The following is a 14,275-nucleotide window of genomic DNA, read 5'->3' as shown; positions in this document are numbered from 1 at the left end:
GCATTTTTTGTAATTTTAACAAAAATAGAAAGGAATGATAAATAAGACAGTTGCCGGCGTAGAAGCTGCCTGTAAAGGGGTAAAGGACGGGATGACTCTGATGCTTGGAGGATTCGGCTTAAGTGGGATCCCGGAGAATTCTATAGCAGAACTTGTGCGATTAAATGTTAAGGATGTTACCTGTATTTCAAATAATGCGGGAGTGGATGATTTTGGGTTGGGACAATTACTTCAGAAGCATCAGATAAAAAAGATGATCTCCTCCTATGTGGGCGAGAATGCCGAGTTTGAAAGACAAATGCTAAGTGGCGAGTTGCAAGTGGAATTAATTCCGCAGGGAACTTTGGCACAACGTTGTCTGGCGGCACAACAGGGAATTCCTGCGTTTTATACGCCTGCAGGCTATGGAACTGAAGTAGCCGAAGGAAAGGAATCTCGCGAATTTAACGGGAAAATGCATATCATGGAAAAGGCGTTTAAAGCCGATTTTGCTTTCGTAAAGGCATGGAAAGGTGACGAAGCCGGAAATTTAATATTTAAGGGTACGGCCAGAAATTTTAATCCGAATATGTGTGGTGCGGCAACAATTACTGTAGCCGAGGTGGAGGAATTATTACCTGCCGGAAGTCTGGATCCAAATCAGATACATATACCGGGAATCTTTGTGCAACGCATATTCAAGGGAGCACAATATGAGAAAAGGATTGAACAACTAACTGTTCGGAAAAAGTAATAAGATTCAAATTATGTTAAGTAAAGAACAAATAGCACAACGAATTGCCAAGGAAGTTAAGGATGGGTATTATGTTAATCTGGGTATTGGGATTCCTACTTTAGTGGCTAATTTTGTGCGTGATGATATTGAAGTTGAGTTTCAAAGTGAAAATGGAATTCTTGGAATGGGACCCTTTCCCTTTGAAGGAGAACAGGATCCGGATCTTATCAATGCAGGTAAGCAAACGATCACTGCCTTGCCCGGAGCATCGTTCTTCGATTCGGCCACAAGCTTCGGAATGATACGCGGACAGCATGTAGATCTCACTATTTTAGGAGCCATGGAGGTAGCTCAGAATGGCGATATTGCGAACTGGAAAATCCCCGGAAAAATGGTAAAGGGAATGGGTGGCGCTATGGACCTCGTCGCCTCTGCAGAAAATATTATCGTTGCCATGATGCATACCAACAGAGCGGGAGAATCTAAATTGCTTCAACAGTGCAGCTTGCCGCTAACGGGTGTGAATTGTGTGAAGAAGGTAGTAACCAATTTAGCGGTACTTGAGATTAGGGATAATGCTTTTGTATTGCTGGAAAGAGCCCCGGGAGTAAGTGTGGAGGACATCAAAAATGCAACTGAGGGAGCACTCATAGTTGAAGGAAATATCCCGGAAATGACCCTCTAAAATTCAAAATATGATTAAAAAGCGATGTTTTTACATCGCTTTTTTTTGTGATTTATTGTAGGAAATAACTGATAGTTATTCATTAATTGTTAAATAAAAGTGCATTTCGTCGAAAATATATGCCGTATATCGTGTTTTTGTCAAAATTGTTTCCATATTAGCAGTCCCAAACTTAACCAACTTAACCTACTATGCAAGGTATAACCAAAGCTTTTAAAAGTACAATACAGCTTCTGAATAATGTATTGTATGTGGCGAAGAAAGTGTTTTTATTAATGTAATTTTTTTCAGAGTACTTTACCCCCGAATCTGCAACGATTCAGATAAAGGTAGACCCGTTCTTTGTGAGGTTAGAACGGGTCTTTTTTTATATCCCCTTGGGAATGGCGTCAATTAATTTTTTTGTATATACACTGCTTGGATTTGCATAAATTTCATCGGCATCTCCTATTTCTTCAATACTTCCATTATTCATCACCAATAATTGATCACTCATGTATTTAACCACCGCCAGGTCGTGGGAGATAAAAATATAGGTGAAACCAAAATCATCCTTTAGTTCATTTAATAAATTGAGCACCTGTGCCTGCACCGAAATATCCAAAGCCGAAACAGACTCGTCGCATATTACAAGTTTCGGAGACATAATTACTGTACGAGCAACTCCTATACGTTGGCGTTGTCCTCCCGAAAGCTCATGAGGGTATCGATAAAAATATGATTCATCAAGTCCTACACGTTCGAGCAATTCGATCACTTTGCGTTTCCGTGCCTTATTATTTTTTTCAATACCGTGTACTTGCATGGGTTCAATAAGCGCATTTCCAATAGTGAGTCGGGGGTTTAGTGAAGAATAAGGATCTTGAAAGATGAGCTGAATATCTTTTCGCAGACTTCTAATCTGCTTTATAGACAATTTGGTAAGCTCCCGACCTTTGTATTTAATACTCCCTTTTGTTGCTGGTTCGAGTTGAAGTATTGTTTTTCCAAGCGTTGATTTCCCACAACCCGATTCACCAACCAGACCCAAGGTCTCGCCTTCAAAAACAGAAAAGCTCACATCATTAACCGCCCTTACCACATGCTTGCGCTTGAACAATCCGGCATTGCTATAATATTCTTTATTCAGGTTTTTAACCTCGAGCAATGGTATACGCGTATAGATATTTTTGTGTCTTAGAGCGCGTTGCTGCGCTGTAACTTCCTTAGGGCTAAAAGAATTGTCGGCCAAAGATGCAATGGTAGGTAATTTTTCCAGACGGCTATCCAGATTGGGTCTTGACGCCAATAACGCCTTTGTGTATTTGTGTCTGGGCGTTTTAAAAATTTGAAATACAGTTCCTTCTTCCACTATATTTCCCTGATACATCACTATTACCCTATCGGCAATTTCAGAAACCAGGCTAAGATCGTGTGATATAAAAAGCATACTCATTTTGGTCTCTTTCTGAAGGGACCTCAGCAGTTCAAGTATTTCTTTTTGTACGGTCACATCGAGTGCAGTAGTAGGCTCATCGGCTATTAACAGTTTTGGTTTGCACCCAATGGCCATAGCGATCATGACCCGTTGCATTTGTCCGCCACTAATTTGATGCGGGTAACTGTTGTACATTTCTTTGGGTCGAGGAAGTTTTACTTTTTCAAAGAGCTGCAGGGTCTCTTTCTTTGCTTCGGAAGGGTTTAGTTTTAAATGATGCTGAAGTATTTCAGAAACCTGAAACCCACAACGAAGAGACGGGTTTAAGGCACTCATGGGTTCCTGAAAGATCATTGCAATCTCATTTCCTCGAATGCCCCGAAGTTCCTTCGGCTTTACATGAACCAGATTTTTTTCTTCAAAAATAATATCGCCAGTGATCTTAGCCGATTTTTTAGGGAGTAATCCCATTATAGCCATGGAAGTGACCGATTTACCCGATCCCGATTCCCCTACGATTCCCAGCACCTCATTTTCAGAAATTGTAAATGAAATAGAATGTATTACCTCAATAAGTTCCTTCTTTTTGCCAAAAGAAATTTTAAGATTATCGATGTCTAAAATACTTTTTCCTGCCATAATTTCAAAGATAGGTGTTTCCGTCTTTTAAATCTCAAATTCGTCTTAACCTAGTAAGTCAGTAGGATTATAGTCTGTAGGAAAAGAATTGTTAATAAATTCTTAATGTAGTTCATCGAAAAGATTTTTGATTTCTCATTTTTTTTACTTGATTCGTACGAACTTAATTGAAAATTTCTCAAAAAAATGCAATTAATATATTTTTTTATTACTCCCCTAAACTAATATATATTGTGTTTTTAGCGCTATTTTCTCATCACTAATCTAAACTTAACTTAAATTATGAAAAACAATTCTTTTTTACCGAAGTGGTTTCTACTAGCTTCGGTCTTCTTCACTTGTGCAGTACTTCATGCACAAACACCTTCTGAAAAAACCAAGATCACGAGTAGATACGACCTTACGGCTCTCGAAAATCTTGAAAACCAGTTAAATTCGAAAGCGAAGGCAAGGAAACAACAGGCCAAAGTAGCTGCCAATCAAAGAAACCTTCAGGAACGGGAAATTTTACCCGATGGAGGGGTCGCAGAACTCCAATACATTGCAGAGGACGGAAGCCCAATTTACTACCGCACTTTTAATGTTAACGCGGCTATTTCGACGCGAGCAAATTACTTGAACAGTGGTGGTGGATTAGGACTTTCTGTCGACGGACAAAACATGATCTGTTATGTCTGGGACGGTGGTCACGCCAGAGTTAGTCATCAGGAATATGACGGCCCGGGTGGTACAAACAGAGTTTCCGTAGAGGATGCTGCTTCGGAAGGAGGAACTCAACTTCATTATCATGCGGCTCACGTAACCGGAACCATAGGGGCTTCCGGAGTACAGGCTAATGCCAAAGGAATGGCGCCCCATTCGAAGGTTCGCGGGTATATGTGGAATAATGATCTTGCCGAGGCAACGTCCGCAGCTGCGAACGGGATGCTGCTATCCAACCACAGTTATGGCTTTCGTTCCGATCTTGTACCCGACTATTATTTCGGAGCCTATATTACAGATTCCAGAGATTGGGATAATGTGATGTATAATGCACCCTATTACTTAATGGTAGTAGCCGCAGGTAATGATGGAAATAACAATTCGTACAACGGCTCACCATTGGCTGGAAATTCATCTTATGATAAACTAACCGGACATTCTACATCTAAGAACAATCTGGTTGTTGCCAACGGGCAGGATGCAAATATAGACGGTAATGGAAATCTAATAAGTGTAACTATTAATAGTTCAAGTAGTGAAGGCCCAACTGATGATTACCGAATTAAGCCCGATATAACCGGAAATGGAACATCACTAACTTCAACTTATGATTCCAGTAATACCGCTTATGGTACTATAAGTGGTACTTCCATGGCATCACCAAATGTTACTGGTACGCTGTTGTTGTTACAGCAACATGCCAACAATATTTTTGGGAGCTATATGAGAGCTTCCACATTAAAGGGTCTAGTTCTGCACACTGCAGATGATGCGGGTCCAACCGGTCCGGATGCTGTTTACGGCTGGGGATTGATGAACGCCAAGCGTGCAGCAGAAACCATTTCGGGCGAAGGACAAAGTTCGAGAATAGAAGAGCTAACATTAACTCCGGGACAGACTTATCAGATTACTGTCGATGCCGACGGAATTAACAACCTTATGGCTTCGATCTCATGGACAGATCCTGCGGGTACAGCAACTACTCAAACTAATTCCAGTACTCCGGTTTTAGTAAACGATCTCGACCTGAGAGTAACTCAGGGAGGTTCTACTTTTTTACCATACCGATTAACGGGAGTTACAACCAACGGTTTGGGAGATAATTATGTGGATCCTTTTGAGCGAATTTCGGTAGCTAATGCTTCCGGAACCTACACGATTACGGTGACTCATAAAGGTTCTTTAAGCGGTGGCGGACAGAACTACAGTCTGGTAATAACAGGTATTATTGCCGGCGGAGCAAACTGTACAGCAGTAACACCTGCCAATGTTGGAGTTAACGGAATAGGCTCAGATTCTGCTATCATTAGCTACGATGCCGTGTCTGGTGCAACATACGATGTAAGATATAGAACAGGATCAGGAAGCTGGACTACAGTAGCTTCAGCAGCAACATCCACAACACTTAACGGGCTTACCCCAACTACTTCATATGAAGCACAGGTACGAAGTAAATGTTCAGACGGAACCATGTCCAATTATTCTGCATCGGTTAATTTTACCACTACAGCCGTTCAGATCAACTATTGTGATTCACAAGGAAATAATATTAATGATGAATACATTGGCCGTGTACAATTAGAAGGTATCGACAATACCAGTGGATCCGGAAATGGGTATTCCGACTTTACAAACATCAACACAAATCTGGTAAAAAATGCTTCAGCAAGTATTACGGTAACCCCGGTTTGGACCGGAACCGTTTATGCCGAAGGCTACTCGGTTTGGATAGATTATAATCAGGATGGAGATTTTACAGATGCGGGAGAACAAGTATGGACTCAGGCAGCAACAACATCCACACCGGTAAGTGGTTCCTTTACGGTATCATCTTCAGCATTAGATGGTGCTACCAGAATGAGAGTATCCATGAAATACAATGGTATTCCAACATCGTGTGAAAGTTTTAGTTATGGAGAGGTTGAGGATTATACGGTCACCATCACAGGGACAGCACCCGACACACAAGCGCCAACGGTTCCAACGAATTTAACAGCTTCAAATATCACCGATACTACGGCCAGTCTAAATTGGACTGCTTCTACAGACAATGTAGGGGTAACCGGTTACGAAGTATTTTCGGGCGGATCGAGCATAGGTACTGTAGCCGGAAATTCGGCTAATATCACCGGGCTCACCGCAGGTACATCGTATACTTTTAGCGTAAGAGCTTTTGACGCGGCCGGAAACAATTCGGCGATGAGTAATACTGTTAATGTTACTACCACAGGTGGTGGAAGTGGCGGATGTACAGGTGGAATATCGTCCCTGCCCTATTCAGAAAGTTTTGAAAGCGGTCTTGGGCAATGGACGCAATCATCTAATGATGATATCGACTGGACTCGTGATTCCGGGGGGACTCCTTCGAGCAACACCGGACCATCCAGTGGAGCTGCGGGTTCCTGGTATATGTATGTGGAAGCATCTTCACCAAATTATCCGAGTAAGCGCGCCATCTTGAATTCTCCGTGTATCGATCTGAGTTCAGAAACAGCTGCGACCTTTACATTTAACTACCATATGTATGGTGCGGCAGATATGGGTAGTATAGCATTGGAAGCCAGTGACGACAATGGAGCATCCTGGACGAGTCTTTGGAGTGAATCAGGGAATAAGGGCAACAACTGGTTGAGTGCGAATATTGACTTGACCGCTTATGCAGGCGGAAGCGTACAATTGCGTTTTAACCGATTGACCGGTTCTACATGGCAAGCCGATATCGCTATCGATAATGTAAATCTATCTGCCGGAGGCGGAGGAACACCTCCAACCGGGTACTGTGCTTCAAATGGAAACAATACTTCCGATGAATATATTCAGAGAGTACAGCTGGGTAGCATTGACAATACTACGGGAGCGTCCACCGGAGGCTATGGGGATTATACTTCCTTATCGACCAATCTCAATAGCAGCAATACCATTACGATCACTCCGGCATGGACAGGAACTGTGTATGCAGAAGGATATGCTGTATGGATCGATTACAACCGCGATGGAGATTTTGGAGATTCGGGAGAATTGGTTTACTCAAGAGCAGCAACTACAGCCAGTCCGGTTTCGGGGAGTTTTACAGTTCCTTCAGGAGCTTCGGCAGGACCTACTCGTATGCGTGTTTCCATGAAATACAATGCCATCCCTACATCGTGTGAATCATTTACGTATGGTGAAGTTGAAGATTATATTGTAGTTATTGGCAGCGCTCCATTTAATGTGACCAACACTCAAACTGAAATCGTGAGTAACCATTCTGAAATATTTAAGGTGTACCCGAATCCGGTGCGTGGTAATACTCTGAATGTAGAGCTCTTAGGTGTTTCGGCAACCGACTATACTATCTTTAATATGCTAGGTCAGGTGATTAGTGAAGGCGACTTTACTAATATGGTCGATGTATCATCACTTCAAAGTGGCGCGTACATTATTCAGATAAACACTGAAAACGCTAAATACGTTAAACGCTTTATTAAGGAATAATTTAATAAGGTATAAAAGAAAAGCCTCCCGATTACAAGCGGGAGGCTTTTTTATTGTCTAATATCTGGTACTTATAGTGGATCACCTACTTTTATATCGCAGCGGTGTCCCGGTTGTCCGTGTGGGGGATTCACTTTTAAATCACCCGTAGCAGGAGTACTACCCGAATTCAATACAGGTGTTTGTTGTGAGTTGATCACCGGAGTTCCCGTTAAAGGAGCCCCAACAGGCAGATCACAACGGTGCCCCGGTTGTCCGTGGGCGGGATTTAAAGCTCCTGTTGCTGTTGTATCTGTAGATTTTACTACTTCATTTGCCTTCACCATGGTAGATTTCTGGGTTGTATCCCCATTGGTTTTGTTTTCATCTGTATTCTCCTTACAGGATTGAAGCAAAGGCAAGGCAATGAGAACCATTCCCATACCTATTTTTTTTGCTGATATTTTCAGTATTTTCATAGCATTTAGTTTAAAATGAGGGCTAAAACTACAAAAAAATAAAGAAAGAGCGTTTTTTATTTAAATGGAAACCACTTCATTATCGTCGAGAATTTCTTCATTGCGAAGACGCAAAAAGATCTGAGCTACTGTTAAGGTATCTTTTTCACAGTATTCTATAATTCGATCCAGATCCTTTTCATTGTAATAGACGTCGCGAACATCGCTCCCGTCAATATCGTCCTTAGGGGATGGAATCCCCAAAACATGAGCCATTAGCTTTAATGAAGTGAACGTCTTGTAGTCACCAAATTTCCATAGTTCGAGTGTGTCTAGATGAGGTACTTCCCAGGGTTTTTTTCCGAAGAGATTCAGTTTAAATGGAATATCTATGCTGTTAATGATCATTCTTCGGGCGATATACGGAAAATCGAATTCCTTACCGTTATGGGCACACAGCAAATGATGCGGTCGGTTAAAATGGGTTTCCAATAATATTTTGAATTCCTTTAAAATGAGAGGTTCTTCTCCATGAAAACTCGTAATTCTAAAGCTTCTCACATCCCCAGTCATTTTAAAATAGCCCACTGAAATACAAATGATCCGGCCAAATTCGGCCCAGATTCCGGCACGTTCATAAAATTCCTCCGGGGTAAATTCTTCCTTGCGCTGGTATTGCGTTTTCTGTTCCCAAAGGGTTTGGGACACCGGATCCAGATCGTTAAAATTCTCAATTTGCGGAACGGTTTCAATATCCAAAAACAGGATATGTTCCAGATTCATTCTTTTTAGCATTATTTGATAGTATTGTGGGGAGCAGGGAGGTTAAAATTACAAAAAATAGTCCACTATTCGTTGAGCATTTTATACACCTCTTCCACATATATGTAGAAATCTGAGCTAAAGGGTTGATCATTTTTTTCACCCCGCTGGTGTCCGAGCCTAATAATGATAATATCATCTTCAGGAATAGTAATCACATATTGCCCCAGAATTCCTCTCATTACGAAAATGTCCTTGTTTAAATGATCGCTCAACCAGAATCCATAGCCGTATTCGGGACTTTCTGGAAATCTTGGTTTGGACGCGAGCTGAACAAAGGAAGAATCGATCAACTGTTGTCCATTCCACAGTCCTTTATCCTTAAAAAGTTTCCCGAACCGTCCAAAGTCACGGGCATTGGAAGCAATACAACAGTAGGCTTTAACCAATCGGTTTTCTGCATCGTCCAATTGCCATAGTGCAGGTTTTTCCATTCCCAGGGGCTGCCATAGACTTTCGTTCAGATAGTCAGGTAATGGTTTGCCAACCGCTTTTTCAATCACCATAGCCAATAACTGGGTGTTACCGCTTAAGTACTTAAAATAGGTTCCTGGCTTTTCAACAACTTCCAGCCCGAGTATGGTTTCTGCAAGATCATCGTCATAATAGGATCGGGCGGTAATGCTAAACGGACTGGTATAGGATTCATCCCAATTGAGACCTGATGCCATGGATGAAAGATCTCCTACCGTCATCCCGGAACCCTTATATTTACTAAAGAAATCCCCAACTTCCTGATCTATCCCCGAAATATATCCGTCGGCAATCGCTTTTCCTAACAATATGGTCGTAATACTCTTTGCCATGGAAAAGGAGTTCGTTTGGGAGGAGGTTCCATAGGCCTCAGCATAATGTTCATACCAAATACTGTCGTTTTTAATGATGAGAAAAGCAACAGTGCCAAGCTCTTCATTGGTAGATATCAGTTTTGCTGAAGGTTTGGTGTTATTGTAATCTTTATGCAGCGGCCAGGGCCGCGGATTAGAACTAGCGGGAATTACTTCGTTTTCAAAATAAGAGTGATCATCGATAAAAGCTGTGGTGTGTCCTGTAAAATAGACCACGCGTACGCCCTTTAAGATGTAATCATAATCGGTGATATACAGCATACCTATAACAAGAACGAGTAATGCTATAAACCATTTCAGAAATCTTTTCATTCACTGACAATTAGAATAATTCCCCCTGTTTCACCGGATTTTCATGAGCCAGGAGCCACTTTTTGCGGTGAAGTCCGCCGGCATATCCCGTTAAGGAACCGTCGCTTCCAATCACGCGGTGACAGGGAATGATGATGGAAATGGGGTTTTTGCCGTTTGCTGAAGCCGCTGCGCGGATTACTTTGGGGTCACCGAGGACATTAGCTACTTTTTGATAGGAGCTTGTTTTCCCGAAGGGTATCTCTTGCAATGTTTCCCATACTTTTTTCTGAAAATCGGTGCCTTGCGGAGCAAGTTTGAGCTCAAATTGATCGCGCTGGCCTTTAAAATATTCGGTGAGTTGGGTTACGGCTGCTTCCAATTCTGAAGGGACTTCTTTTGAAGGGGACACGTTAGAATCTATAAAAACTACAGAAATAATTCCAAATTCATCACCGGTTATTTCCAGAATTCCTATTGGAGTCTGTATTTGAGCTGTTTTCATATTCTTTAATGACTTCAGAAGAATAAAAATACAAAAAAGGGCGGTTTATCTCCGCCCTTTCTCAATTAAGATGCCTTTAGTAGCGGCCGAATTAATTTTTCCCATTTTCTTGCAGCCTGCAAACAGATCTCGGCGCTGGTTCCCGGATCCTCGTCATCTTCCTCTACATAGAACGCAATGTCCTGTTTTTGTTGTGTGCCAACAAGTTCTAGTCCGACCCAATCCAGAGTATTCTTGGAATGTTTCACGGTTTTAACTTGGCAATCTGTCAATTGGGGAAGGTCAATAATCTGAAAGGCATTATTAGTATCCTTTCTATGCGTGAGGATCAACTTTTTTTGCTGATCGTCTATTCCTAATACCAGATTGCCGTTTATTTCGAAAATGCCGAGATTAATTCCTTTTTGTGAGCATAATTTAGCCACACTCTTTTTTACTTTTCGTTCTCTGTTGAACGAATAAATTACCAGATACGCCAAAGGTATGGCGATCACTAATATTATAACGATATCTACGATGAGAGATCCTGTATCCATGATGTAAATTTTAAATTTTTTAAATAGTTGAATAGGGCGTAAACAACGCCCTGGCAGTAGTATTGGCTACTGAATTCTAATAAAAAAATTTAACAGTTTACCAGAAAAAATGGAAAGGAAAGATTTGTTTTGTGAGACGCTCCCTGTGGTCGTTATTTTGGGACAGCGTCTTGTATTTTGAGTTGCTGTCTGAAGCACATACAGGACCTAATAACCCTGTTCCAAAAACTACATAAGATCTGTGATGATCTTTAAAGGTGTTTTGAGATCCTTTATACGAAGAAATCTCCTCAAAGTACAGCGTGTGCTGATGTGTGGCAGTAAGGGAACTATCCCCGCTATCTGTTTGTGTGAGACTGTCGGTGCCGGGAATTGCCCATGCCGAAGCCCCTGAAGCACAAAGCAGCAACAGGAGAAGGAGTAAACTTCCGAAAGATTTCCTTGTTTTCACCGTACAAATGTAGGTCAAAATTTGAAACCCAATTTATAAAATATTGCTAATTATTGGGGCGATAAGAAAATTATTCATTCTCTTCAGAGGAGTCCTGAAGATTGATTCCCATTCGTTTGGCACGTCTTTCCCAGTTTTTTCGCGCCTGAACTTGCATATCTTCAATGTCGTCACTTTCATCCATGATCTCAAGACCCAGCAAGGTTTCTATAATGTCTTCCATGGTAACGATGCCTGTGGTATTTCCAAATTCATCGACGACCAGCGCAATATGTGCACGTTGTTTTATAAATGTATCAAACAAGTCGGGAATGGGGGTGTCACTCTGCACCACAGTCATTTCACGTTTAATTTCGCTAAGCGGTTTGTCACCGTGTTCTTCCACAATTTCTTCCAAAAGGTCGTCCCGAAGAATAAAGCCGGTGATGTTATGACTTCTACCTTCATACACCGGAATTCGGGAAAAGCGTAAGCTTTTGTTTTGTTCGTGAAATTCGGAAAGTGTCACCGATTCATCTTCAGAAATAACTACCGGAAACGGCGTCATAACATTTTTTGCCGTTACCGATTTAAAAATGAGAAGGTTTTTAATAACAGCACTTTCGTTTTCTTCAAAAACGCCTTCCTGTTCCGCTGCATCGGTAATGGCCAGAAATTCTTCTCTACTCATGGTACTTACATGTGCCGATTTCCCGATAAGCTTGGTGGTAAGGGTAAGGATCCACAGGATTCCTGTATATTTCAGCGGGATGATGATGACGTTGAGGAAGATTGCCGTAAATCGACCTAGTTTTTTCCAGTAGGTAGCTCCAATAGTTTTTGGGATGATCTCTGAAACCACTAAAATGAGTAGGGTCATGATCGCCGATACGATCCCAACAATGTTGATTCCCCAAAATTCGACTTTGTAAGGTAATTTTTCGGCCTGAACCCCAACTAGAATTGCACCCACCGTGTGCGCAATGGTGTTTAGGGTTAGTATTGCGATCAATGGCTGATCGATATCTTTTTTATAATTTGCAAGTGTTTTGGCGTATCCTCGTCCTTCCTTAGTTTTTATTTTAATAAATGTTGGCGTAAAACTAAGCAAGGCAGCTTCCAAAATGGAGCATAAAAAAGAAAAAAAGATGGAAAGTAAGGCGTAAACTATTAAAAGCGTCATCTATTTATTTTGTTACAAGGTAAAGATTTGACTAAAAAATCTCGCTTAAAAAAACCATAAATTTACCAACCTACATAAGAAGGTGGTTCAATTTTTTTAAGGTTAAGATAAACGATTAATTGTCCTCGGTGGTGTGTCACATGGTCTTGCAGTAAATTAAGGATTTGAAGCTTACTTTTTTCTCCGGCAAAGAACTCCGCGGTGGTTAAAAAGTCTTCTTCTGAAGTATTCAGAATGCGTTCTGTAACCTTGTCAAAAGAGGAAGCAAGCAGTAAAATAGTTTCTTCTTTGGTTGCAGGAAGATATTTTTTGGTACGATCGTATTCTTCCGAAGAAAAATAAGTAGTACTCAACCAATCCATATTGCTCTTAATATGAAGGAGTTGCTCTTTAAAACTCATTTGCCTTTCAGTAGGTTTAAAATTGTATTGATCGGCCGGCATTACTTCGGCAATTCCCAGCAAATAAATTTTAGAATTTTCCCATTTTTCAAGAAACGCATCTTTGGGCGTAATTTGCTGAGCTTGGTAAGGCATTGTAATAACGAGTGCTATAAGTAGGGTAAAAAAGGTATTTTTCATAGGTTAAAGATACTTCCTTACTGAATTAATTTCACGACATCTTTAGCAAAGTAACTCGCAATGATATGTGCCCCGGCTCTTTTAATCGCAGTGACTTGTTCCATCATCACAGCATCGTGCTCCAGCCAACCCTTGGCTGCCGCCGCTTTTAACATAGCATATTCGCCACTTACCTGATAAACCGCCACGGGCACATCTACAGCTTCACGAATATCCCTCACAATATCCAGATAGCACAATCCCGGTTTCACCATTACAATATCTGCACCCTCGTCTATATCCATCAAAGTTTCTTTTAATGCTTCTCTTCGGTTGGCAGGATCCATCTGATACGTTTTTTTGTCCTTCGGAATGTCTTTCTTGTCTACCGGAGCCGAATCGAGCGCATCGCGGAAGGGTCCGTAAAAAGCTGAAGCGTATTTTGCACTGTAACTCATAATTCCGGTGTCGTGGAATCCTTCGTCTTCCAGCAGACTTCGAATTTCAAAGATTCGTCCATCCATCATATCACTGGGCGCCACAAAATCGGCCCCGGCTTTGGCGTGAGACAATGCCATTTCTGCGAGTACTGCGTTGGTGTCGTCATTGATGACTTTTGCTTCGGAAACGATTCCGTCGTGACCAAACACCGAGTAAGGATCGAGGGCTACATCGGTCATTACAAGCATTTCAGGAACCGTATTTTTAACCGTTTGAATGGCGCGTTGCATGAGTCCGTTGGCATTTAAGGCTTCTTTCCCGGTATTGTCCTTTAAATTATCGGGAACTTTTACAAAGAGCAGTACACTTTTTAGTCCCAGAGACCATAATTCCTTGATCTCGACGGGAAGCAGATCCAAGCTGTATCTGTAATATCCCGGCATGGATGCAATTTCTTCTTTTACACCTTTGCCTTCTACGATGAAAATAGGAACCAAAAAGTCATTGGGAGTGATGATGGTTTCTCTTACCAGACTTCTAATAGCTTCGGACGTTCGTAAACGGCGGTTTCTTCGGATTGGATACATAGT

Annotated in this window: 13 protein-coding genes; 3 read left to right on the top strand and 10 right to left on the bottom strand. The window is 41.5% G+C overall.

All coding sequences use genetic code 11. The features are described from left to right. The first annotated feature begins 34 nt into the window (after window positions 1-34). Together ALE3EI_RS04325 and ALE3EI_RS04320 are read left to right on the top strand one after the other, a co-directional pair. Window positions 35-733, top strand: coding sequence for a CoA transferase subunit A (locus tag ALE3EI_RS04325; RefSeq protein ID WP_186991195.1), 699 nt, complete (start codon window positions 35-37; stop codon window positions 731-733). Between the two features lie 13 nt (window positions 734-746). Next, window positions 747-1,400 (top strand): CoA transferase subunit B, encoded by a 654-nt coding sequence (locus tag ALE3EI_RS04320; RefSeq protein WP_186991193.1) that lies wholly within the window; start codon window positions 747-749, stop codon window positions 1,398-1,400. Window positions 1,401-1,767: 367 nt separating this feature from the next. Here ALE3EI_RS04320 and ALE3EI_RS04315 read toward each other — a convergent pair whose 3' ends face one another. Continuing rightward, window positions 1,768-3,456 (bottom strand): ABC transporter ATP-binding protein, encoded by a 1,689-nt coding sequence (locus ALE3EI_RS04315; RefSeq protein WP_186991187.1) that lies wholly within the window; start codon window positions 3,454-3,456, stop codon window positions 1,768-1,770. Between the two features lie 282 nt (window positions 3,457-3,738). Between ALE3EI_RS04315 and ALE3EI_RS04310 the strand changes: the two genes are divergently transcribed. Further along, window positions 3,739-7,632 (top strand): GEVED domain-containing protein, encoded by a 3,894-nt coding sequence (locus tag ALE3EI_RS04310; RefSeq protein ID WP_186991184.1) that lies wholly within the window; start codon window positions 3,739-3,741, stop codon window positions 7,630-7,632. A gap of 71 nt (window positions 7,633-7,703) precedes the next feature. Here the strand turns inward: ALE3EI_RS04310 and ALE3EI_RS04305 are convergent, their stop codons facing one another. The 9 genes from ALE3EI_RS04305 to hemB all read right to left on the bottom strand — a co-directional run bounded on the left by ALE3EI_RS04305 (window position 7,704) and on the right by hemB (window position 14,272). After that, window positions 7,704-8,090, bottom strand: coding sequence for a hypothetical protein (locus ALE3EI_RS04305; protein WP_186991182.1), 387 nt, complete (start codon window positions 8,088-8,090; stop codon window positions 7,704-7,706). Window positions 8,091-8,150: 60 nt separating this feature from the next. Further along, the gene (locus ALE3EI_RS04300) at window positions 8,151-8,864 is read right to left on the bottom strand and encodes a 3'-5' exonuclease (protein ID WP_186991180.1); all 714 of its coding nucleotides are present in this window, start codon (window positions 8,862-8,864) and stop codon (window positions 8,151-8,153) included. A 53-nt stretch (window positions 8,865-8,917) separates the two neighbouring features. After that, complete coding sequence (locus tag ALE3EI_RS04295; protein ID WP_186991178.1) at window positions 8,918-10,051, bottom strand: serine hydrolase domain-containing protein; 1,134 nt, start codon at window positions 10,049-10,051, stop codon at window positions 8,918-8,920. Window positions 10,052-10,061: 10 nt separating this feature from the next. After that, window positions 10,062-10,535 (bottom strand): methylated-DNA--[protein]-cysteine S-methyltransferase, encoded by a 474-nt coding sequence (locus ALE3EI_RS04290; RefSeq protein WP_186991175.1) that lies wholly within the window; start codon window positions 10,533-10,535, stop codon window positions 10,062-10,064. 65 nt (window positions 10,536-10,600) lie between these two features. Further along, window positions 10,601-11,071: a hypothetical protein gene (locus tag ALE3EI_RS04285; protein ID WP_186991173.1), complete on the bottom strand. Its 471-nt coding sequence runs from the start codon at window positions 11,069-11,071 to the stop codon at window positions 10,601-10,603. Window positions 11,072-11,168: 97 nt separating this feature from the next. Further along, on the bottom strand, window positions 11,169-11,522 hold the full coding sequence (locus ALE3EI_RS04280) for a hypothetical protein (protein WP_186991171.1): 354 nt from the start codon (window positions 11,520-11,522) through the stop codon (window positions 11,169-11,171). A gap of 70 nt (window positions 11,523-11,592) precedes the next feature. Next, the gene (locus ALE3EI_RS04275) at window positions 11,593-12,684 is read right to left on the bottom strand and encodes a CNNM domain-containing protein (protein ID WP_186991169.1); all 1,092 of its coding nucleotides are present in this window, start codon (window positions 12,682-12,684) and stop codon (window positions 11,593-11,595) included. A gap of 62 nt (window positions 12,685-12,746) precedes the next feature. Beyond that, window positions 12,747-13,265, bottom strand: coding sequence for a DinB family protein (locus ALE3EI_RS04270; protein ID WP_186991167.1), 519 nt, complete (start codon window positions 13,263-13,265; stop codon window positions 12,747-12,749). 17 nt (window positions 13,266-13,282) lie between these two features. Further along, the gene (hemB, locus tag ALE3EI_RS04265; RefSeq protein WP_186991165.1) at window positions 13,283-14,272 is read right to left on the bottom strand and encodes a porphobilinogen synthase; all 990 of its coding nucleotides are present in this window, start codon (window positions 14,270-14,272) and stop codon (window positions 13,283-13,285) included. Window positions 14,273-14,275 lie beyond the last annotated feature (3 nt).

The sequence above is a fragment of the Constantimarinum furrinae genome, from assembly GCF_014295415.1.
Lineage (GTDB): Bacteria > Bacteroidota > Bacteroidia > Flavobacteriales > Flavobacteriaceae > Constantimarinum > Constantimarinum furrinae.
The sequence above is the reverse complement of the archived record's forward strand: the minus strand, read 5'-3'. Positions and strand labels throughout refer to the sequence as shown.

Bases quoted from the DNA above. Each gene is read 5' to 3' on its own strand.
- ALE3EI_RS04300 (WP_186991180.1), bottom strand. From the start codon at position 8,864: ATGCTAAAAAGAATGAATCTGGAACATATCCTGTTTTTGGATATTGAA.
- ALE3EI_RS04310 (WP_186991184.1), top strand. From the start codon at position 3,739: ATGAAAAACAATTCTTTTTTACCGAAGTGGTTTCTACTAGCTTCGGTC.
- ALE3EI_RS04275 (WP_186991169.1), bottom strand. From the start codon at position 12,684: ATGACGCTTTTAATAGTTTACGCCTTACTTTCCATCTTTTTTTCTTTT.
- ALE3EI_RS04295 (WP_186991178.1), bottom strand. From the start codon at position 10,051: ATGAAAAGATTTCTGAAATGGTTTATAGCATTACTCGTTCTTGTTATA.
- hemB (WP_186991165.1), bottom strand. From the start codon at position 14,272: ATGTATCCAATCCGAAGAAACCGCCGTTTACGAACGTCCGAAGCTATT.
- ALE3EI_RS04305 (WP_186991182.1), bottom strand. From the start codon at position 8,090: ATGAAAATACTGAAAATATCAGCAAAAAAAATAGGTATGGGAATGGTT.
- ALE3EI_RS04270 (WP_186991167.1), bottom strand. From the start codon at position 13,265: ATGAAAAATACCTTTTTTACCCTACTTATAGCACTCGTTATTACAATG.
- ALE3EI_RS04320 (WP_186991193.1), top strand. From the start codon at position 747: ATGTTAAGTAAAGAACAAATAGCACAACGAATTGCCAAGGAAGTTAAG.
- ALE3EI_RS04290 (WP_186991175.1), bottom strand. From the start codon at position 10,535: ATGAAAACAGCTCAAATACAGACTCCAATAGGAATTCTGGAAATAACC.
- ALE3EI_RS04315 (WP_186991187.1), bottom strand. From the start codon at position 3,456: ATGGCAGGAAAAAGTATTTTAGACATCGATAATCTTAAAATTTCTTTT.
- ALE3EI_RS04285 (WP_186991173.1), bottom strand. From the start codon at position 11,071: ATGGATACAGGATCTCTCATCGTAGATATCGTTATAATATTAGTGATC.
- ALE3EI_RS04325 (WP_186991195.1), top strand. From the start codon at position 35: ATGATAAATAAGACAGTTGCCGGCGTAGAAGCTGCCTGTAAAGGGGTA.